This window comes from Pseudomonadota bacterium (genome assembly GCA_038533575.1).
Taxonomy (GTDB): domain Bacteria; phylum Pseudomonadota; class Alphaproteobacteria; order Rhodobacterales; family Rhodobacteraceae; genus Shimia_B.
Genome location: JBCAYL010000001.1, coordinates 1,381,093 through 1,400,931 on the forward strand (window position 1 = coordinate 1,381,093; position 19,839 = coordinate 1,400,931).

The 19,839-nt window shown below is 67.0% G+C and carries 18 protein-coding genes; 11 read left to right on the plus strand and 7 right to left on the minus strand.

What is annotated here, in order from left to right:
* Positions 1-159 precede the first annotated feature (159 nt).
* The 5 genes from AAFM92_07060 (at position 160) to AAFM92_07080 (ending at position 5,052) form a co-directional block, all read left to right on the plus strand.
* Positions 160-1,878, plus strand: coding sequence for a peptide ABC transporter substrate-binding protein (locus AAFM92_07060; GenBank protein MEL7300127.1), 1,719 nt, complete (start codon positions 160-162; stop codon positions 1,876-1,878).
* A 121-nt stretch (positions 1,879-1,999) separates the two neighbouring features.
* Positions 2,000-2,608, plus strand: coding sequence for a LysE family translocator (locus AAFM92_07065; protein MEL7300128.1), 609 nt, complete (start codon positions 2,000-2,002; stop codon positions 2,606-2,608).
* Between the two features lie 36 nt (positions 2,609-2,644).
* Positions 2,645-3,652 carry an ABC transporter permease gene (locus tag AAFM92_07070; GenBank protein MEL7300129.1) on the plus strand — a complete coding sequence of 336 codons (1,008 nt, stop codon included), beginning with the start codon at positions 2,645-2,647 and terminating at the stop codon, positions 3,650-3,652.
* Positions 3,645-4,625 carry an ABC transporter permease gene (locus AAFM92_07075; protein MEL7300130.1) on the plus strand — a complete coding sequence of 327 codons (981 nt, stop codon included), beginning with the start codon at positions 3,645-3,647 and terminating at the stop codon, positions 4,623-4,625. The genes AAFM92_07070 and AAFM92_07075 overlap by 8 nt, the downstream gene beginning before the upstream one ends.
* Positions 4,626-4,746: 121 nt before the next feature.
* Positions 4,747-5,052, plus strand: coding sequence for a hypothetical protein (locus AAFM92_07080; GenBank protein MEL7300131.1), 306 nt, complete (start codon positions 4,747-4,749; stop codon positions 5,050-5,052).
* A gap of 37 nt (positions 5,053-5,089) precedes the next feature.
* Here the strand turns inward: AAFM92_07080 and AAFM92_07085 are convergent, their stop codons facing one another.
* Positions 5,090-5,785, minus strand: a complete 696-nt coding sequence (locus AAFM92_07085) for a L,D-transpeptidase (GenBank protein ID MEL7300132.1) — start codon at positions 5,783-5,785, stop codon at positions 5,090-5,092.
* A 153-nt stretch (positions 5,786-5,938) separates the two neighbouring features.
* Here AAFM92_07085 and AAFM92_07090 point away from each other — a divergent pair, with 153 nt between their 5' ends.
* Together AAFM92_07090 and AAFM92_07095 are read left to right on the plus strand one after the other, a co-directional pair.
* The gene (locus tag AAFM92_07090) at positions 5,939-6,847 is read left to right on the plus strand and encodes a dimethylarginine dimethylaminohydrolase family protein (protein MEL7300133.1); all 909 of its coding nucleotides are present in this window, start codon (positions 5,939-5,941) and stop codon (positions 6,845-6,847) included.
* A gap of 99 nt (positions 6,848-6,946) precedes the next feature.
* On the plus strand, positions 6,947-8,317 hold the full coding sequence (locus tag AAFM92_07095; GenBank protein ID MEL7300134.1) for an MATE family efflux transporter: 1,371 nt from the start codon (positions 6,947-6,949) through the stop codon (positions 8,315-8,317).
* A gap of 3 nt (positions 8,318-8,320) precedes the next feature.
* Here AAFM92_07095 and AAFM92_07100 read toward each other — a convergent pair whose 3' ends face one another.
* The 4 genes from AAFM92_07100 to AAFM92_07115 form a co-directional block, all read right to left on the minus strand.
* A complete protein-coding gene (locus AAFM92_07100; protein ID MEL7300135.1) occupies positions 8,321-9,604 on the minus strand; it encodes a DUF3422 domain-containing protein in 1,284 nt (427 codons plus the stop codon).
* A gap of 151 nt (positions 9,605-9,755) precedes the next feature.
* Entirely contained in the window at positions 9,756-10,571 is an 816-nt protein-coding gene (locus AAFM92_07105; GenBank protein MEL7300136.1) for an alpha/beta hydrolase, read from the minus strand.
* Positions 10,572-10,697: 126 nt separating this feature from the next.
* A complete protein-coding gene (locus AAFM92_07110) occupies positions 10,698-12,206 on the minus strand; it encodes an NAD(P)(+) transhydrogenase (Re/Si-specific) subunit beta (protein ID MEL7300137.1) in 1,509 nt (502 codons plus the stop codon).
* A 13-nt stretch (positions 12,207-12,219) separates the two neighbouring features.
* Entirely contained in the window at positions 12,220-13,794 is a 1,575-nt protein-coding gene (locus tag AAFM92_07115; protein ID MEL7300138.1) for a Re/Si-specific NAD(P)(+) transhydrogenase subunit alpha, read from the minus strand.
* Between the two features lie 117 nt (positions 13,795-13,911).
* Between AAFM92_07115 and AAFM92_07120 the strand changes: the two genes are divergently transcribed.
* A complete protein-coding gene (locus AAFM92_07120) occupies positions 13,912-14,727 on the plus strand; it encodes an SDR family oxidoreductase (GenBank protein MEL7300139.1) in 816 nt (271 codons plus the stop codon).
* A gap of 117 nt (positions 14,728-14,844) precedes the next feature.
* Positions 14,845-16,953 carry a Hint domain-containing protein gene (locus tag AAFM92_07125; GenBank protein ID MEL7300140.1) on the plus strand — a complete coding sequence of 703 codons (2,109 nt, stop codon included), beginning with the start codon at positions 14,845-14,847 and terminating at the stop codon, positions 16,951-16,953.
* Here AAFM92_07125 and AAFM92_07130 read toward each other — a convergent pair.
* On the minus strand, positions 16,929-17,708 hold the full coding sequence (locus AAFM92_07130; GenBank protein MEL7300141.1) for a gamma-glutamyl-gamma-aminobutyrate hydrolase family protein: 780 nt from the start codon (positions 17,706-17,708) through the stop codon (positions 16,929-16,931). The genes AAFM92_07125 and AAFM92_07130 overlap by 25 nt on opposite strands.
* 115 nt (positions 17,709-17,823) lie before the next feature.
* Here AAFM92_07130 and AAFM92_07135 point away from each other — a divergent pair, with 115 nt between their 5' ends.
* Entirely contained in the window at positions 17,824-18,357 is a 534-nt protein-coding gene (locus AAFM92_07135) for a DinB family protein (GenBank protein ID MEL7300142.1), read from the plus strand.
* 120 nt (positions 18,358-18,477) lie between these two features.
* Positions 18,478-19,404, plus strand: a complete 927-nt coding sequence (locus AAFM92_07140; GenBank protein MEL7300143.1) for an HNH endonuclease — start codon at positions 18,478-18,480, stop codon at positions 19,402-19,404.
* A gap of 4 nt (positions 19,405-19,408) precedes the next feature.
* On the opposite strand, the gene AAFM92_07145 is transcribed toward AAFM92_07140, so the two are convergent.
* A complete protein-coding gene (locus AAFM92_07145; GenBank protein ID MEL7300144.1) occupies positions 19,409-19,834 on the minus strand; it encodes a heme-binding protein in 426 nt (141 codons plus the stop codon).
* Between the last annotated feature and the right edge of the window lie 5 nt (positions 19,835-19,839).

The window sequence follows — 19,839 nt, forward strand, 5'->3', positions numbered from 1 at the left end:
GGCAATGCTTGCAATCGCAGGAAAAGCGGGGCGTCATGACGTCATGAGTGTCATGGGGGACCCTGCCATCGCGACCACGGGCGCATCTTTCGATGCAGCGCTTTGTGGTGGCAACACGAGCGGGGCCCGCGCGGCACGACAACCAACCGGGAGTTAGAAATGACCTTGAAATCCGCCCTTTTGGGTGCGGCCGCCGCCGTTGCGTTCGCGCCCGCAGCCTTCGCCGAACGCGGTTCGGACGGCGAAGTGCGCATCATCTACTGGCAGGCGCCTTCGATCCTCAATCCGTTCCTTTCGGGCGGCACGAAGGACGTGGAATCCGCCTCCATGATCATCGAGCCGCTCGCCCGCTACAACGAGCGGGGCGAACTCGTCCCCTGGCTGGTCACCGAGGTGCCCACCGTCGACAATGGCGGCGTGAGCGAAGACCTGACCTCGATCACCTGGAACATCACGCCGGGCCTCACCTGGTCTGATGGCACGCCCTTCACCTCCGCGGACGTGGAATTCACCTATCGCTACTGCACCGACCCCGAGGGCGGCTGCGCGCAGGTGACGAAGTTCGAAGGCGTCGAGAGCGTGGAGACCCCCGATGACCTCACCGTCGTCGTGAACTTCTCCGGCCCCACGCCGAACCCCTACGGCCCCTTCGTGGGCGGTGAGAGCCCGATCCTGCAGGCGGCGCAGTTCGCCGATTGCGTGGGAGCTGCGGCCTCGACCTGCACCGAGCAGAACTTCAACCCCATCGGCACCGGTCCCTTCGTCGTCACGGACTTCAAACCCAATGACGTGATCACGATGGAAGCCAACCCGAACTACCGCGATCCCGCGAAGCCCGCCTTCGCCCGCGTCACGTTCAAGGGCGGCGGCGACGCGACGGCCGCGGGCCGCGCCGTGATGGAAACAGGCGAGTTCGACTATGCCTGGAATCTCCAGCTCGCGCCCGACGTGATCGCGCAGATGGAAGAAGGCGGCATGGGCACGCCCGTGGCGGGCTTCGGCCCCCTCGTGGAGCGCATCATGCTCAACAACGCCAATCCCGATCCCGCGCGCGGCGAGCTGCGCTCCGTAAAGGACGACCCCACCGGCCCCTCCGAGCATCCGTTCCTCGGCGATCCGGCGGTCTACAACGCCATGTCCATGGCCATCGACCGGCCCCTCCTCGTGGAGATCGGCTATGGCCAGGCCGGCAAGGTGACCTGCAACTGGGTCCCCGCCCCCGCCGCGTTCAACTCCGACGCGCTGACCTGCGATGTGCAGGACATCGAGGGCGCCAACGCCATGCTCGATGAAGCGGGCTACATGGACACCGACGGCGACGGCATCCGCGAGACGCCCGACGGCGTGCCGATGACCATCCTCTACCAGACCTCCACGAACGCCGTCCGCCAGGACTTCCAGGCGCTCATCAAGGAATGGTGGAGCCAGATCGGCATCGAGACCGAGCTGCGCAACGTGAACGCCTCCGTCTTCTTCGGCGGTGACCCGGGCTCGCCCGACACCTTCCAGAAGTTCTATGCCGACGTGGAGATGTACGCCAACACGTTCAACGGCACCGACCCGCAGGCCTATCTGGGCAACGCGCTCTGCGACAAGGCCCCGCGGCCCGAGACGCAGTGGCAAGGTGAGAACATCACGCGCTTCTGCCTGCCGGAATACGACGCACTCCACGCCGAGCTTCAGGCCACTGCGGGCCTCGAAGAGCGTGCGCGCATCGGCCGTGAGCTCAATGACCTGGCGGTGACGAACGGCAAGATGATCCCGCTCGTCCACCGTGGTCGCCTGTCGGCCCATGCCAACACGCTGGGCGGCGTTGTCCTCAACGTCTGGGACAGCGAGCTCTGGAACGTGGCCGACTGGCACCGCATCGACGGGTAACGCCCGCCGCACGCACCTCACGCCCCGGACCCCGATCCGGGGCCTCCGCCAGAACGCTGGTAGAGGCCCCGGGTCAAGCCCGGGGCGTGGATTTCTTCCACGAGACACATCACGCAGGCCCATGCAAACCGAGCTCGTCCTCGCATTCCTCATCGTATTCACGCTCGACAGCGTGTCGCCTGGCCCGGCCGTGGCGGCGGTGATGGCGCGGGCTGCGGCGCGCGGCGTGGAGCGGACGCTGCCTTTCGTCACCGGGCTCGTCGTGGGCGATCTCGTGCTGCTCTTCATGGCGCTGGCGGGCCTTGCGGCGCTGGCACAGGCCATGGGCCCGGCCTTCGCCGTCATCAAGTGGGCCGGCGTAGCCTACCTTCTCTACATGGCCTGGCAGCTCTGGCGCGCGGCGCCGGGGACCGCCGATGCAAGCGCCGCCGCGGGCGCCGAGGGCGGCTTCTGGGTGGGCGCGCTTCTGCCCCTCGGAAATCCCAAGGCCATCGGGTTTTACGTCGCCATCCTGCCCTCCGTCTTCGACGCCGGCACGCTGAGCTGGCCCACGATCGGTGCGCTCGTGGCCATCGTCGTCCTGGTCTGGTGGGCCGTCCTTGCCGCCTACGCCCTCTTGGCCGCACAAGCCCGCCGCCTCGCGACCGGGCCCGCCGGCCTCCGCCTCCTCAATCGCGCCTCGGCCCTCGGGCTCACCGGCGCCGCTGCCACGATCGCCGTCCGTCAATGACCGAAGCCCCGAGACACCAACGCTGAAGGCCCTGCCATGCTGACCTACACGATCAGACGCCTCGTCCTCGCCGTTCCCACGCTCTTCTTCATCTCGCTCGTCATCTTCGGGCTGCTCGAGCTCGCGCCGGGCGATCCCATGGCGCAGGTGCCGCTGACCGTGCCCGCGGAAGTAAAGGAGCAGATGCGCGAAGCCCTCGGCGTGGGACAGCCCATCTGGATCAGCTTCCCGAAATGGCTCTACCAGTTCTTCGTCGTCGAGCCGCAGGTGATGATCGACTACTATTTCGGCACCTCGTTCAGCGAGGGGCAGTTCCGCGCGATCTCCTGGCAGACGCGCTCCCCGGTGATGGACATCGTCGTCCAGCGCCTGCCGCAGACGCTCTGGGTCGTGGGCGTCGCCTATATCGTGGGCTTCGCGATCGCGATCCCGGTGGGCATCTATTCCGCCTACCGCCAGTACTCGCTCTTCGACAATCTGGGCACCTTCGTCACGATGGTGGGCTTTTCCGTGCCGCCGTTCTTTTCGGGGGTGCTCGTCATCGTGATCTTCTCGGTGCAGCTGGGCTGGTTCCCATCGATTTACGACACCACGCTCGTGGTGAATTCGTGGGAGACATTCGTGCGCCAGCTCAACCAGATGTTCCTGCCGGTCATGGTGCTGGCGCTCCAGATCACGAGCCAGACGAGCCGCTTCATGCGCTCCTCCATGCTCGACAATCTCAATCAGGACTACGTGCGCACGGCCCGCGCCAAGGGGCTGCGTGAACGCTCCGTCGTCATGACGCACGTCTTGCGCAATTCCATGATCCCCGTCGTCACCGTCATGGCGCTCAGCGTGCCGCAGATCTTCGGCGGGGCGATCATCACCGAGCAGGTCTTCAAGGTGAACGGGATCGGCCAGCTCCTCATCACCGCCATCGAGGCCAACGATCTGCCCATGGTGCAGACGCTGACCTTCATCTTCGCGGTGCTGATCGTGCTCTTCAATCTCATCGCAGACGTCCTTTACGGCCTGCTCGATCCGAGGATCCGCTATGACTGACGCCTCGCACAACACGCCGCTCGCCGACCCTGTCCCCACGACGGCCCCGAAGAGCCAGTGGGCCGAGGTCTGGAGCCAGTTCCGGCGGCACCGCGGCGCCATGGTGTCGCTGGCGATCCTCGCCATCATCGTCTTCGGGACCTTCCTCGGCCCCCTCGTCTGGCGCGCCGATCCGCAGGCGATCCCGTCCACGCTCGAGATGATCCAGCAGCGCGACGCGCGGCCCGTCTACGTGGCGCTCTGGGACAGTGGCGCGAAGATCCAGTGGGAAAATCCGCTCGGCACCGACAACCTCGCCCGCGATAACCTCGCCCGGCTCATGTATGGCGGCCGCGTCTCCATCGCGGTGGGCCTCTTGGCCATGGCGCTTTCCATCGTGCTCGGCGCGTTCATCGGCGTGACGGCGGGCTATTTCCGCCGCCTTGACGCGCCGCTCATGCGCCTGACGGATCTCTTTCTGGCGCTGCCGCTCCTCCCGCTCATCCTCGTGGGCTCGCTCCTCTTCCGGGAGCCACTGGCGGGCGTCTTCGGCATCGAGGGGGGCACGTTCGTCCTCATCGTCTCGCTCATCGGCATCACGAGCTGGATGCAGACCGCGCGGATCGTGCGGGGCGACGTGCTGGCGCTGAAGGAGCGCGAATTCGTGCTCGCGGCCCGCTCCGTCGGCACGAAGCCGGGCAAGCTCATCCTACGGCACGTGCTGCCCAACGTGCTTTCGCCCATCATGGTCTCGGCCACGTTGGGGATCGCCACGGCCATCATCACCGAAAGCGCGCTCTCTTTCCTCGGCTTCGGGTTCCCGCCGGATTTCCCCACCTGGGGGCGTCTCCTGAATGACAGCGTGGACCGCATGGTGCTCTATCCCGAGCGCGTGCTCTGGCCCGGCCTGATGATCTCGCTGACGGTGCTCTGCGTGAATTACCTGGGTGACGGTCTGCGCGACGCGCTCGATCCTCGCATCCGCGGGCGCTGATCCCGCGACCAGCCCCCACCAGCCCACGGACGTCGCTGGGGCAGTCGCTGGCTCGAGAGGCCTTGCAAGCCCCCGCGCGAAGCCCGTACCAACGAACCAAGCCAGCGAGGAGAGATGTGGAATGGTTCGCTCAGCATTTATCATGGTGGCCCTGATGGCCGTGGCGGCCTGCGAGCCCGTTCCCGGCGGCAGCACGGGCGGTGGCCCGGTGTCGAACCTGCCCGAGGAAGTCATCGCCGCGGCCGATCCCCGCTTCGTGGGCACAGCGCGGCTCCTCGATGACGGCTGCTACTGGTACGAGCATTCCAATGTGGTGGAGACGACGTTCCTGCCGCTGCGCACCCCGGGCGGCCGCCCGATCTGCGCCCTGTCCCGCGAGGAGCGGGAGGCACGGCAGGCCGCGGCGGCTGCTGCCGCCGGCACCTGATCCTGAGCCAGAATGCCGGCGCGCGCGACGCGCCGGATCAGGCTTCCGCGGGGTAGAGATGGGCCGTGGAGCCCGTCTGGACCTCTTCGTAAAGCCCGATGATATGCGCCATGACCATGCGCACGCAGCCGGAGGAGGCACGGCCCCCGATGGAGCGTGGCAGAGGAGTGCCGTGGATGCGCAGGTAGGTGTCTCGGCTCCCCTCGAAGAGATAGAGAGCGCGCGCGCCGAGCGGGTTGGAGGGACCGCCATCCATCCCGTCCTCGTGCTGCTTGTAGACCTCGGGCTCGCGCTCGATCATCGCGTCGGTGGGACGCCAGGTGGGCCATTTGCGCTTTGCACCGATGCGGAAGACGCCGGGCTCGTAGAGATTGCCCCGCGCGATGGCGACGCCGTAGCGCATCGCCAATCCATCGCCCCGCACGTGGTAGAGATAGCGCGCCGTGGCATCGACATGGATGTCGCCCGAAGTCAGCCCGTCATTGGCCTCCACCACCGTGGGCAGGAAGCGCGGGTGAAAGCCCCAGGGGTTCGACGTGGTGGGATCGAAATTGGCGGGGGTCACACGGGCATCCCACGTGTCCCACATCGCGCGGTTCGACACCGGCGGGCGCGGCGCGGGCTCCTCGACCGCGTCGATTTGGTCGACCAGGGCGTCCTCCTGCGCGAGGAGCGGGAGGGCGGGCGAGAATAGCGCCGTGGTGGTCGCGATGAAATGGCGGCGGGTCAACATACGCGTCTTCCTTTCAGTGTGCAGGCAATGCGGACCTGCGCAGGGGTAAAATGCATGAGAAGTGCCAATGGTTGCGATTCACATCCACGTCAAACGGGTTTGCCGGGCCATGAGTGTTGCGTGAACGCGTCGCCCCGCTGTTTACTCTGCCCCATGACCGATCCCTTCACGCTTCAACGCCGCGCGGCGCAGGGCGGCACCAGCCCCCTCTCCCATTGGGGCGGCCGCAACGAGACGGACCCGCTCACGGATGTCCTTCTCGGCTCGCCGGCCCATCTCTATCACCGCGCCACCTCGTCGCTCTCGCGCAAGCACCTGCGCGACGCGCCCTGCGACATCCAGCGCGCGCAGGCCCAGCACGCCGAGCTCGTGAGCGCCTACGCGCATTTCGGCGTGGCGATCCACATGCCCCCGCCGGAGCCCGAGCTCACCATGCAGGTCTATACCCGCGACAGCTCCGTCATGACGCCCTACGGCGCGATCATCACGGCCATGAGCCAGTGGTGGCGGCGCGGCGAGAACTACGCCGCCATCCGGCACTACGAGGCGCTGGGTATCCCCGTATACGACATGGTGACCGCAGGCACCTTCGAGGGCGGGGATTTCAACGTCATCGAGGAAGGCTGCGTGCTCATCGGCTGTGGCGGCGCGCGCACGCAGGAAGAAGGCGCGCGGCAGGTGGCCGGCTGGTTCGAGGCGGAGGGCTGGGAGGTCCGCCTCGCCTTCATCGACGAATACTACGTCCATATCGACCTCATGCTCGTGCCCATCGCCGAAAAGCTCACCGCGGTCTGCACCGATTGCACCGACCCCGCCATCGTCAGCTGGCTGCGCGGCAAGGGGCACGAGATCATCGACGTGCCCTTCCGCGACACCATGAACCTCGGCTGCAACCTCATGAGCCTCGGGCGCGACCGCGTCATCGCCCCGGCGAGCTCCACCCATCTCATCGCCGCCCTCAAAGCGCAGGGCTTCGAGATCGCCGCCGTCGAGACCGACGAGATCTCGAAAACCGGCGGCGGCATTCACTGCATGGCCCAAGCGCTGCGCCGCGCAGCTTGAAGGCGCGCCGCTCCTGACCAAGAGGCCCCGGGTCAGGCCCGGGGCGTGCGGCGCGCGCGTCCAAGGGGAACACGACACGGCGGCGCGCGTTGTCCCGCCATGGCTGATCAGACCCGTGACCTCACCGAGGGGCCCGTTTGGCGCGCGCTCACTGCGATGTCCGCGCCCATGGCGCTCGGCATCTTCGCCGTCCTGTCCGTGGGCATTGCCGACGCGGTGTTCCTCGGACGCTATTCCGATGCGGCGCTGAGCGCCGTGGGCTTCATCTACCCGGTGACGACCGCCGTCACCTCGCTCTCCATCGGGCTTTCGGCGGGTGCGAACGCTGCCCTGAGCCAGGGCATCGGCCGTGGCGACGAAGGCGCCAAGACCTGCCGCCGCGCCCTCCATGCCGTGGGGCTCGGGCTGCTTCTCTCCACGCTCGTGGCGCTGGGCGTCTGGGCTGCCTCGCCCGCACTCTTCGGCCTCATGGGCGCCTCGGGCGTGGTCCTCGATGCGGTGCTCGATTACATGCCGCTCTGGTCGCTCTCCTTCCCGTTCCTCGTGGTGATGATGCAGCTCGGCTCCGTCTTCCGCGCCCATGGCAAGGGCGGGCTCGCCGCCACCGCCATGGTCACCGCCGCGGGCGTCAACGTAGCCGCCAACCCGCTCCTCATCTTCGGACTGGGGCCCCTGCCCGAGCTCGGGATCGAGGGCGCGGCGCTCGCCACGCTCATCGGGCGCGCCGTGGCCGTGGGCCTCGCGCTGACCATCGCGCTCCGCGCAGGCTACATCGCCCTCGGGAGCGCCCCGCTGAAAAACCTCGCCCTGAGCATGCGCGAGATCTTCGCAGTGGGCGCCCCCGCCGCCTTCTCCAACGCCATCAACCCCGCCGGCATGGCTGCCGTCACCGCGGCCGTGGCGACCGTGGGCGCGGACGCCGTCGCGGGCTTCGGCGCGGCCACGCGGGTGCAATCGCTGGTCCTCGTGCCGCTCCTTGCGCTCTCGTCTGGTATTGGCCCCGTGGTGGGACAGAACTGGGGGAAGGGCGACGAGACCCGCGCGCGGACGGCCATGGGGCAGAGCTTTGCCTTCTGCGTGGTTTACGCGCTTGCTCTCGGGCTCGTGCTCGCGCTCTTCGGCGGGCCCATCGCCGAGCTCGTCACCGGCGGCGCTGCCGGGACCGAAAACGCCGCGCTCTACTTGCGCCTCGTGGGCTGGACGCTCTTCGGCTACGGCATGCTGGTGACGGCGAATGCCGCCATGAATGCCCGCTCGAAGGCGCTCTATTCCATGGGTATCTCGCTCGCCCGTGTCTTCGCGCTCTACCTGCCGCTGGCCTGGATCGGGGTGACGCTTGGCGGCTACACGGGCGTGCTCGCGGCCGCCATACTCGCCAATGTGGGCGGGGCGGTGCTCGCGTGGTGGGCCGTGGGCCAGACCGGGCTTCGCGCGCGCCCCTTGCCCCGGATCACCACCGCTTCGGCCTGACGCTCAGGTATCGACGGAGCGGCGGATGCGCTGCACGAGCCACCAGACGAGGAGTACGGTGAAGGGCGTGGCGATGCCGAAGAGCAGCACGTTGGAGATGCCCGCGGGCTCCGCCGCGGGGCCCAGCGCGTAGACGACGAGATTGACCGCGTAATAGCTGATCGCCACCACCGACAGCCCCTCCACCGTCTTCTGCAGGCGCAGCTGCAGATCCGCGCGCTTGTCCATGCTTTCCAGCAGCATCTGGTTCTGCGCCTGCCGCTCCACGTCGACGCTCGTGCGCAGGAGATCCCCCACGCGCAGCGCTCGCTCCGACATCTCCCGCATCCTCTGTTGGGTGGCGCGCACGGTGCGCATGGCCGGGTCGAACCGGCGCATCATGAATTCGCTGAAGGTCTGGCGCCCGTTGAAGCGCTCTTCGCGGAGGACCTCGATCCGGTTACTGACGATCGCCTCGTAGGCGCGGGTCGCCGCGAAGCGATAGGACGCCTTGGCGTTCATGTTCTCGAGCTCGGAGGAAAGCGCGATGAGCTTCTTCAGCGTCGCCTCGGAGCCGCGCGGGCCATTCGACATCTCGTCGGACAGGCGCAACAGGCCGCTATCGATCTCGGCGAGGCGCGGCGACATCGCCTGCACCCGCGCGAGGCCGAGCATGGACATGGCCTTATAGGTCTCGATCTCGCAGAGCCGCTGCACCACGCGCCCGATCCGGCGAGTGCCGGTCTCGGGGTTCGTGAAAATCGCAAAGCGCATGTGCCCGGCCGGATCGATGCGGAAATCTGAGGCCACCGTGGCGGAGCCGTCCACGACGTCGCTCACCGCCAGGGATTCCGAGACGAACCAATCCTCGATGAGGTCGGCCTGCTTGGCATGCTCCGGCTCTTCCTGGATGCGGATCAGCGCGGAGGTGAGCCGCACGCCGGGCGCCTTTGCGAGCCAGTCTTCCGGGAAGGCCTCGAAATCCACGGGGTCGAAGGGCCGCTCCCCCAGCCCCTCGGACATGACCGTGTAGGTCACGAATTCGGTGTGGCTTTCCCATTTGAGCGCGTAGCGCCCCACCTTGCCGAAGTAATGCGTGGCGCCGGGCGAGGGGTGGTCCGCGCCGAAGCGGTCGAGCAGATCGAGGAGGTGCCGGCGGTCACCCTCGCGGTCACGGGAAGAGGCATTCTCGGCTTGCTTGATCGCGAGATAGGCCCCCGTCGCGGGGGCCGACATCGCGGGGAACGGGCGCGCATGGATTTCGTTCGCCAGCTTGTAGCGCAGCGGATGATCTTCGATGGCCGGCATGGCACCCTCTCGTCGTTTTGAGAGAGATAGCCATCTTTCCCCCGGATGCGAGACAAAAAGACGCGCCTTTACTGAATGTTAGCGGAATACTTTGGCATACTGCGACGCGCAGCCGGGATCGCAGGCGGCTTGCCCGTGCGGAGGGCACCTCTCAGGCGGGGTGACACTCGAGGAAGTCACGGATCGCGTGCGCCGTCTGTCCCGGGGCATCGACGACCGAGATGTGGCGCCCCGGCACCTCGGCAAATCGCCCGTTCGGGAGCGTCGCCGCCGCCGCGCGCATCTCGTCGAGGGGATACATCCCGTCTTCGCGACCGGCGATCATGAGCGTGGGCACGGTGATCTCTGGCAGGAGCGGGCGGAGCGGCGGCCCGTCGAAGAGCACCGAACGGACGACCGGGCCCATGGCACGGCCCTCGGCCCGCTTGAGCATCCCGTGGAAGGCCTCGGCATAGTCCGGACAATCCGCGAGAGTGGGATCCGTGAAGAAGCTCCGTGCGACGCCCTCTCGGAAGACGCGCATCCCCGGGATCCACCGCGCCCCTGCCGCGATGAAACGCTGCTGAAGGGAGGCCCCGGTGCCGAGCTCGAGGGGCGTGTTGATCAGAAGCGCCGCGCTGACGCGCTCGGGGGCCGCGCGCGCGGCGTGGGCCGCGACGATCCCGCCCCAGGAGGTCCCGCCGATCACGGCGCGCTCAAGTGCCAGCGCCTCGGCCACTTCCATCAGGCCCCGCGCCTGCGCGGCGAGCGAAAGCGCGCGTGCCGGGCCTGAGCGGCCATGGCCCGGCCCGTCGATAAGGATCAGCCGGAGCCCGGGTAGATGCGAGGCGATTTCGTCATACAGATGCCCGTCGGCGAAGATCGAGGGCCACAGCAGGCAGGGCCGCCCCTCGCCTGTTTCGCGGACAAAGAGTCGGCCCGCTTCCGTCTCGATCTCGTGCGTGGTCTGGCTGGTGTCCTTGGGCATGGCGGCGTGCCTTTCGAAGTTAGCGTCCCTAACATATCACGATCCGCCGCGCAGGCCTAGCGCCCTTCCGAAACGAAAAAGGGCGCCCCGAAAGGCGCCCTCATTCCAAAATCCAACGGGTGTGGCTCAGTCGATCATCGGCACGAGCTTGTCGAGCGAGGCCTTCGCGTCGCCGTAGAACATCCGCGTGTTCTCCTTGAAGAAGAGCGGGTTCTCGATCCCGGAATAGCCCGTGCCCTGCCCCCGCTTGGAGACGAAGACCTGCTTGGCCTTCCACACTTCGAGAACGGGCATGCCCGCGATGGGCGAGTTCGGATCGTCCTGGGCCGCCGGATTCACGATGTCATTGGATCCGATCACGATCACGACGTCCGTCTCGGGGAAGTCGTCGTTGATCTCGTCCATCTCGAGCACGATGTCATAGGGCACCTTGGCCTCCGCGAGGAGCACGTTCATGTGCCCCGGCAGGCGGCCGGCCACGGGGTGGATGGCGAAGCGCACCTCCTTGCCCTTGGCGCGCAGTTTCTTCGTGAGCTCGGACACCGCGCCCTGCGCCTGCGCCACGGCCATGCCGTAGCCCGGCACGATCACGACGCTGTCGGCATCGTTGAGCGAAGCGGCCACGCCATCGGCCTCGATGGCGACTTGCTCGCCCTCCACGGCCATCTGCTCGCCCGCCGAGGCACCGCCCCAGCCGCCGAGGATGACGGAGACGAAGCTCCGGTTCATGGCCTTGCACATGATGTAGGAGAGGATCGCGCCGGAGGAGCCAACGAGCGCGCCCACCACGATGAGAAGGTCATTGCCGAGGCTGAAGCCGATCGCGGCCGCGGCCCAGCCCGAATAGCTGTTGAGCATGGAGACGACGACGGGCATGTCCGCGCCGCCGATGCCCATGATCAGGTGGTAGCCGATGAAGAGCGCGAGCAGCGTGAGCAGCACCAGCGTCCACGAGCCCGAGCCACCGAGATACATGAACATCAGGATGACCGAGAGCACCGCCGCCGCGGCATTGAGCATGTGCCCGCCCGGAAGCTGCTTGGCGCCCGTGTCGACCTTGAAGGGCAGCATGGAGGAGCCGCCCGCGAGCTTGGCATAGGCGATGACGGAGCCGGTGAACGTGACCGCGCCGATCCAGATGCCCAGCACGAGCTCCACGCGGAGGATCGTGATCTCCACGAAGATCTTCTTGGCGATAAGATCGCCGAAGGCGGAAAGGCCGCCGATGATCTCCGCGGGCATCGCGTCATAGGCGCCGGGCGCGCCGAGCACGAGATCATTCGCTGCGAACGAGGCCGCCTGCGCGTTGATCATCATGTCGGCGTTGAAGCCCACGAAGACCGCCGCGAGACCCACGAGGGAGTGCATGATGGCCACGAGCTCGGGCATCTGCGTCATCTGCACCCGCGTGGCGAGCTGGTAGCCGATGGCCGCCCCGATGGCGATGAGCACGAGTGAGGCGAGCCAGAGCCCCTGCCCCGGTCCAAAGAGCGTCGCCAACACGGCAATGGCCATGCCCGCGATTCCGTACCAGACGGCGCGCTTGGCGCTCTCCTGGCCGCTCAGGCCGCCGAGCGAAAGGATGAAGAGAACTGCTGCGACGACATAGGCCGCGATGGTGAATCCGAAGTCCATGGTGCCTGTCCCTTTACGACTTTTGGAACATGGCGAGCATGCGCCGTGTCACGAGGAAGCCGCCGAAGATGTTGACGGCAGCCATGAGCACGCCGAGCCCGGCGAGGATGGTGATGAGCGCGCCCGTCGATCCGATCTGGATCAAAGCGCCCAGGATGATGATCGAGGAGATCGCGTTGGTCACGGCCATGAGCGGCGTGTGAAGCGAATGCGACACGTTCCAGATCACCTGGAAGCCGATGAAGACCGAGAGCACGAAGACGATGAAATGCTGCATGAAGCTCGCGGGCGCCACCGTCCCCACGAGGAGGATGAGCGCACCGCCAAGGGCCAGAAGGCCAACTTGGGTCTGCGTCTGCTTCTTGAAGGCGGCCACTTCTTCGGCGCGCTTCTCTTCCGGCGTTTTCTCCTTCACCGCTTCCTTGGGCTTTTGCACCGCGATGGCGTTCACCTTGGGCGGCGGCGGCGGGAAGGTGATCTCGCCCTGATGGGTGGCCGTGGCGCCCCGGATCACGTCGTCTTCCATGTCGTGGTTGACGGCGCCGTCCTTCTCGGGCGTCAGGTCCGTCATCATGTGGCGGATGTTGGTGGCGTAGAGCGTGGAGCTCTGCGTGGCCATGCGGGACGGGAAATCGGTGTAGCCCACGATGGTCACACCGTTATCCGTGACGATCTTCTCGTCCTTCACCGTCAGCTCGCAATTGCCGCCGCGCTCGGCGGCGAGATCCACGATGACGGAGCCGGACTTCATCATCTCGACCATGTCTTTCGTCCAGAGCACCGGCGCGTCCCGGTTGGGGATGAGCGCGGTGCTGATGACGATGTCGATGTCGGGAGCCATCTCGCGGAACTTGGCGAGCTGCGCCTCGCGGAATTCGGGGCTGGAGGGGGCCGCGTAGCCGCCCGTCGTCGCGCCGTCGGTCTGCTCCTCGTCGAACTCGAGGAAGACGAACTCGGCGCCCATGGACTCGATCTGCTCGGCCACTTCCGGGCGCACATCGAAGGCGTAGGTGATCGCACCGAGGGAGGTCGACGTGCCGATGGCCGCAAGTCCAGCGACGCCCGCGCCCACGATCAGGACCTTCGCCGGCGGCACCTTGCCCGCCGCCGTGACCTGGCCGGTGAAGAAGCGGCCAAAGTTGTTTCCTGCTTCGATAACAGCGCGGTAGCCGGCGATGTTGGCCATCGAGGAGAGCGCGTCCATCTTCTGCGCGCGGGAGATCCGCGGCACCATGTCCATGGCGATGACGGTGGCGCCCTGCTTGTTGGCGAGCTCCATGAGCTTCTCATTCGCGCCGGGATAGAAGAACGAAATGAGCGTCTGCCCCTCGCGGAGACGCTTCGTCTCGGTATCGCTCGGGGGCCGCACCTTGGCGACGATATCGGCCTCCTTGAAGAGGTCGGTGGCCTTCTTGACGACCTTCACGCCAGCGGCCTCGTAGGCGGCATCCGAGAAGCCCGCAAGCGCGCCCGCGCCGGTCTCGATCAGGCACTCATGGCCCAGTTTCTGGAGCTGCGTGGCGCTCTCGGGCGTCATCGCGACCCGCGCCTCGCCCTCGAAAATTTCCTTCGGCGTTCCGATCTTCACGTGTGCCACCTTCTGCTGTGCATGCGCCGCGATGGGCGCCGGTTTGCTGGGCGTCTAGCGGCATCTCGGGGGGAATCCAACAGCGCCGCGCAGGATTGTTGCGGCCCGAACGCCGCGATGCTGAGCACGCGCCTGATTTTTGTGCGCAGACCGGGTCTTCTGCCCGCGCGCCACTTCCCCTACACCGCCGCCATGGACCTCGCGGGCAAGACGGCATTCATCACGGGCGGCGGCACGGGCATCGGTCTGGCCACGGCGCGCGCGCTCAAGGCCCACGGTGCCAAGGTCATCATCGCCGGGCGTCGCAGGGCGGTGCTCGACGAGGCCGCGACAGAAGGCTTCACGCCTTGTGTGGTGGATGTGAGCGACGAGAGCTCCGTCATCGAAGCATTTGAACAATCAGGCCAAATTGACATCATTGTTGCCAATGCCGGGATAGCCAAAGGCCAGAACATTCTCTCCAAGGGGCCGAGCCTCTGGCGCGAGATCATGGCCACCAATCTCGACGGCGCCTACTGGACGATCCGCGAAGGCCTCAGGCGCATGGACACCACGCGCTATGGCCGCGTCATCGCCATTGCCTCCATCGCCGGGCTCCGCGGGCTCCAGGGCGCCCACGCCTATACCGCCTCGAAGCACGGCCTCGTGGGCCTCATCCGCGGCCTCGCCGCCGATTTCACCGGCACCGAAGTGACCTTCAACGCCATCTGCCCGGGCTACGTGGACACCCCCATCGTCACCGAGAACATCGATCACCTGAAGGCGCGCCTCGGCCTCGATGACGCAGCCGCGCTCAAGGTCATGACCGACCAGAACCCCCACGGCCGTCTGATCTCCGCCGAGGAAGTCGCCGCCAGCGTCTGCCACCTCTGCGATCCGCTCTCGGGCTCGATCACCGGCACAACCATCGAGATTTCAGGCGGCGCGCGCTAAACCAGAGCGGTATTTTTGGACACACAGGTGTCACATTCTCGGCCCAAAACAGACTTAGCCCTTCTTTAAAGCTCTCTCGGTACGAGGCGGGGAACACCGCACGAGGGGCAAACGGGCATGCCAGAGGGTTATCTGGTCACATTAGGCGATGGACAGCTCGGTGTTGGCGACAGCATCGGCGGCCCGCTCACGTCCTTCACCACCAACCGCCTCCTCGGTACCGGCAACTGGCAGTGGTCCGGTACGTGGAACGGCTCCACCTTCACCAACGAGGAAGAGCCCGGGGAATACTTCCTCGCGACCAACGGCAATGTCTACTTCGTGCCGGCCTTCGGCCCGGTGGACAACATCACCTCCGCGAGCGTCACCAGCACCCAGGGCTATGACGGCAGCGCCGCCGTCAACGACGTGCGCGGCACGGCGGCGGACGACGATCTCGATGGCGACGGCAACGCGCAGACCCTCTTCGGCGAAGAGGGTGCTGACACGATCGACGCGGGCGGCGGGGCCGATACCGTCTTTGGCGGCGAGGGCGGCGATGACATCTCGGGCCAGGGCGGCAGTGACAGCCTTGTCGGCGGCGACGGCAACGACACGATCGCTGGCGATGGCGGCGCCGATACGCTACGCGGCGGCACGGGCGACGACCTGCTCGAAGGCGGATCGGGCGCCGACAGCCTCGTAGGCGGCTCCGGCAATGACAGCCTTGAAGGCGGCGCGGGCGCGGACGTGCTCTACGGCGACGAGGATCCCAACGAAAGCACGACCGAGACCCTGCGCTGGAGCGAAGCGGGCTCCGACGGCTTCGATCTCGGCGAAGGCTTCACACAATTCACCGGCCAGATGGCCGTCACCGTCTCCGTCACCAACAACGGCAACCTCACAAGCGCCCAGATCGACACGGTCACCGACCAGTATACCGAGGGCCCCGACAACCTGAGCGACTTCTCCTCGCTCGAGCTCGCCGGGGGCGGCGGCACGGATACCGCAACCACGACGATCGATTTCGCGGCGACCGGGGATGGCGACACGAGCGACGAGGTCGAGAATGTCCTCTTCCGCGTCAACGACGTGGACAGCGCCGGCTGGATCGACACACTGGAGATCAACGCCTTCGACGCCGACGGCAATGCCGTCACCGTGTCGATCACGGCCGAAAACACGGGCAACGTCGTCAGCGGCAACGAGGTCACCTCGGGCGTGGCCAACGGCAGCGCGAACTCGCAGTCGGGCTCGGTGCTGGTGGAGATTGCCGGGCCGATTGCCTCGGTGGAGATCAGCTACGGCAATGACGGCTCCTCCGGGCAGCGGATCTGGCTCACCGACGTCAACTTCGACACCATCCCCCTGCCCGCCGGCGATGACACGCTCGATGGCGGGCTCGGCGCAGACACGATGTTCGGCGGCGCGGGCGCCGATACCTTCGCCGTGGCCGATGCCGACGAAGCCTATGGCGAGGAAGGCGATGACCTTTTCCTGCTCGGGGATTTCGGCGAGGGCAGCTCCTCGATCCTCATCGATGGCGGCGAGGGCGGTGAGAGCGCGGGCGACACCATCGATCTCAACGGGCAGGCCTCGCTCTCCGACGTCAGCTTCGACCCCGGCAATTCAGAGAACGGGACGATCACCCTCATCGACGGCTCGACCGTCACCTTCTCGAATATCGAGAACATCATCTGCTTTACCCCCGGCACCACCATCGCCACGCCCCGCGGCGCGCGCCCGGTGGAGAGCCTGCGCCCGGGCGATCTCGTGCTCACGCGCGACAACGGCATCCAGCCGATCCGCTGGGTCGGGCAGCGCACGGTCCCGGCGATGGAGGATTTCGCCCCCATCGAGGTCGCGCCCAGCGTCCTCTCCGGGGCCACGGCACCGCTCCTCGTCTCGCCGCAGCACCGGCTGCTCTTCTCGGGCTTCAAGTCAGAGCTCCTTTTCGGCGAGCGCGAGGTGCTCGTGGCCGCCAAACACCTCCTCGACGGGCATGCCGTGCGCCAGAGCCCACGCGCGGAGGTCACCTACATCCACATCATGTTCGACCGTCACGAGCTCGTCTTCGCCAATGGCGCGGCGACCGAGAGCTTCTTCGCCGGTGACAGCGCCATGGACGCCCTCGAAGGCGCGGCCCGCGAGGAGCTCTTCTCGGTCTTTCCGGAATTGCGGAGCGCGGGGCCACGGCCCACCGCGCGCCGCGCGCTCAAGCGCTACGAGGCCGCCCTGCTCTCCTGAGGGCGGAGGCCCGCCGCCCAGTCCCGCGCGGCCGCGCCAAAGGCCTCGAAAAGCGGCCGCGAGACGGGATCCTCGGCGGCGCGGTACTCGGGATGCCACTGGACGCCCAGCGCAAAGCCCGCGCCACCGGCCACGTAGATCGCCTCGGGCGTGCCATCGGGCGCGGTGCCGTCGATCACGAGCGTGGGCGCCAGCGCCTTGATCCCCTGCCCGTGGAGCGTGTTCGTGCGCACCACCTCGCTGCCAAAGAGCCGCGCGAAGGGCCCGCCGGGCGTGAGCGTCACGTCGTGGCGCAGCGCGAACTTCTCCTCGATCGTGCCGTCCGGCGGCATCCGGTGATTGTCGCGCCCGGGCAATTCCCGGATCTCCGGGTAGAGCGAGCCGCCCATGGCGACGTTGAACTCCTGGAAGCCCCGGCAGATGGCGAGCATGGGCTGGCCCCGGGCCACGAGGCTGCGGATGAGCGGCAGTGTCACCCGGTCGCGCGCGCGGTCGAAGGTGCCGTGGGCCTCGGTCTCGGACTCGCCGTACTCGGAGGGGTGCACGTTGGCGCGCCCGCCGGTGAAGACGAAGCCGTCATAGGTCTCGGCGAGCTCGTCGGCGCCCACGAATGCCGGGTCCGTCGGCACGATGGCGGGCTGACATCCGGCCACCTCGTGGATCGCCTCCACGTTCATCGTGCCCGCCGCAACGGCGGGGTACTCATCGTTGATGAGGTAGCTGTTGCCGATGATGCCAATGAGCGGGCGACGCATGCGAAATCTCCTTGAGGGAGTGAAATAGCCCGATCTCGCGGCAGAAAAAAGCCGCGCGCCCGCAGCTTGGGATGTGCAATGCTCCACAGGCACCCGATTTCGAGGAAAATGCCCAATGATTACGCTCGCCCATGCCCGGATGATGGCGCGCTACAACGCCTGGCAGAACGCGGCGCATCTCGAAGCCTGCGCGGCCTTGAGCGACGCGGAGCGCTGGACAGAGCGCGGCGCGTTCTTCGGCTCCATCGCGCGCACGCTCAATCACATCCTGGGAGACGATCAGACATGGCTCGCGCGGCTGCGCCGGGACGAGGCGGGCGCCGCGGCGCTCGTGGCGCGCTTTCCCTATGCCGACGCGCCCCGCGACTGGGAGACATTCGTCCGCGCGCGCCGGGCCGTCGACGGCGAGATCACCGATTTCATGGACGCGCTCGGCGCGGGTGACCTCGACGCCGAGATCCCCTGGCTCCGCGGCACCGAGCGCCTCACCACGCAAGCGGGCTTCATGGTCGCGCATCTCTTCAACCACCAGACCCACCACCGCGGCCAGGTCCATGCGATGCTGGGCCAGCTGGGCGTCGCCCCCCCGGTGACCGACCTGATGGTGCTGCCCGGCGGGCCCGCTCGCCCCATGGAGCGCGGGGACTAGGGAACTGAGTCTCTTCTGTCGCCCTCGCAGCCGCCAGGAAGCGACTGTCCGCGGGCGCATGTTCATGCGCTTGGGCCATCTTCACTTGCGCCGCCCGTGGTGCCCGTGCCTCATGGCACCATGACGAAGCTCGTGCTCCTCCACAAGGCCTCCTCCATCTACGACGACCGGCCAGAGACGCGCTACGATTTTCCCAAACAGTATCTCAAAGCCATGGAGGAAGGCGCTGGCGACTGGATTGTCTATCAGGAACCAGCGAAGGTTGGCCCTCGCGGCTATTTCGCGTGCGCGCGCATCACGGGCATCACGCCCCATCCTGAACTTGCAGGACGCTACTTCGCGCAGATGGCCGACTACCTTCCTTTCGACGCTTCTGTGCCGCGTGTCATTGACGGCGCTCCAATTGAATCTGCGCTCATGGCCTCCGATGGCGGGTTCAAGAAGGGAGGCGCTGTACAACTCGCAGTGCGCCGCCTGCCTGCCTCAGAATTCGCTCGCATCTTGGAGCTGGGTTTACCGGACACTCTCGAAGAACAGGAAGCGCGCAGATATGACAACGCCCTAGATAACTTGACGCCCGGCCTCGCCGAGCCAGTTGGAAGCTTCAAACGCCCGATCTTAGAGCGCCTTACCCGCCGTCCCTATCGCGACGTGGTGTTTCGCCGTCGCGTGCGGGAGGCATATGACTACCGCTGTGCCTTGTCAGGTTTACGCCTGCGTAATGGCGGCGGCCGCCCAGAAGTACAGGCAGCCCATATCGTACCAGTAGAGGACGGCGGCAACGACACTGTGTCGAACGGGCTGGCCCTATCAGGGACACTCCATTGGATGTTCGACCGTGGGCTAGTTTCGGTTGCGGACGACGGACGCATACTTGTCTCGCGCAACAAGGTTCCGACGGATGTAGCCGCCCGCCTCATCTCACCAAGCGGACAAATCCAACTGCCTTCCGCGCGAACGGATCACCCTCCTCCCGCCTACCTTGCCTGGCACCGCGAGCACCGCTTCGGTCAGTTCGACCCCGACAGCGAAGCCACCCCGTGGTAAGGGCCTAGGCCTCCGCCGTTAGCCCTGCGGCCTCGATGGCCGCGACCGCGGATGCTGCGTCGTTGTCGGAGGTGTCCCCCGTCACACCCACGGCCCCCACGACGCGGCCGCGCGCGTCCTTCAGGAGGACGCCGCCGGGGACCGGCACCACGGCGCCGCCGAAGACGCCGTTCACGGCATTCATGAAGTAGGCCTGCCCCTCGGCCCGCGCCATCTGCGCGGAGCCCGGCATGCCGAGCATCACCGCGCCGTAGGCCTTGCCATGGGCGATGGCGAAACGCCCCGGCGCGGAGCCGTCCGCCCGCTCGAAGGCCACGACGTTGCCGCCGGCATCGAGCACGATGGCCGAAAGCGGCTTCAGCTCCATCTCCTGCCCGCGGGCCAGCACGCCCCGCACGATGCGCCGCGCCCGGCTGAGTGAAATCGTCATTCTAT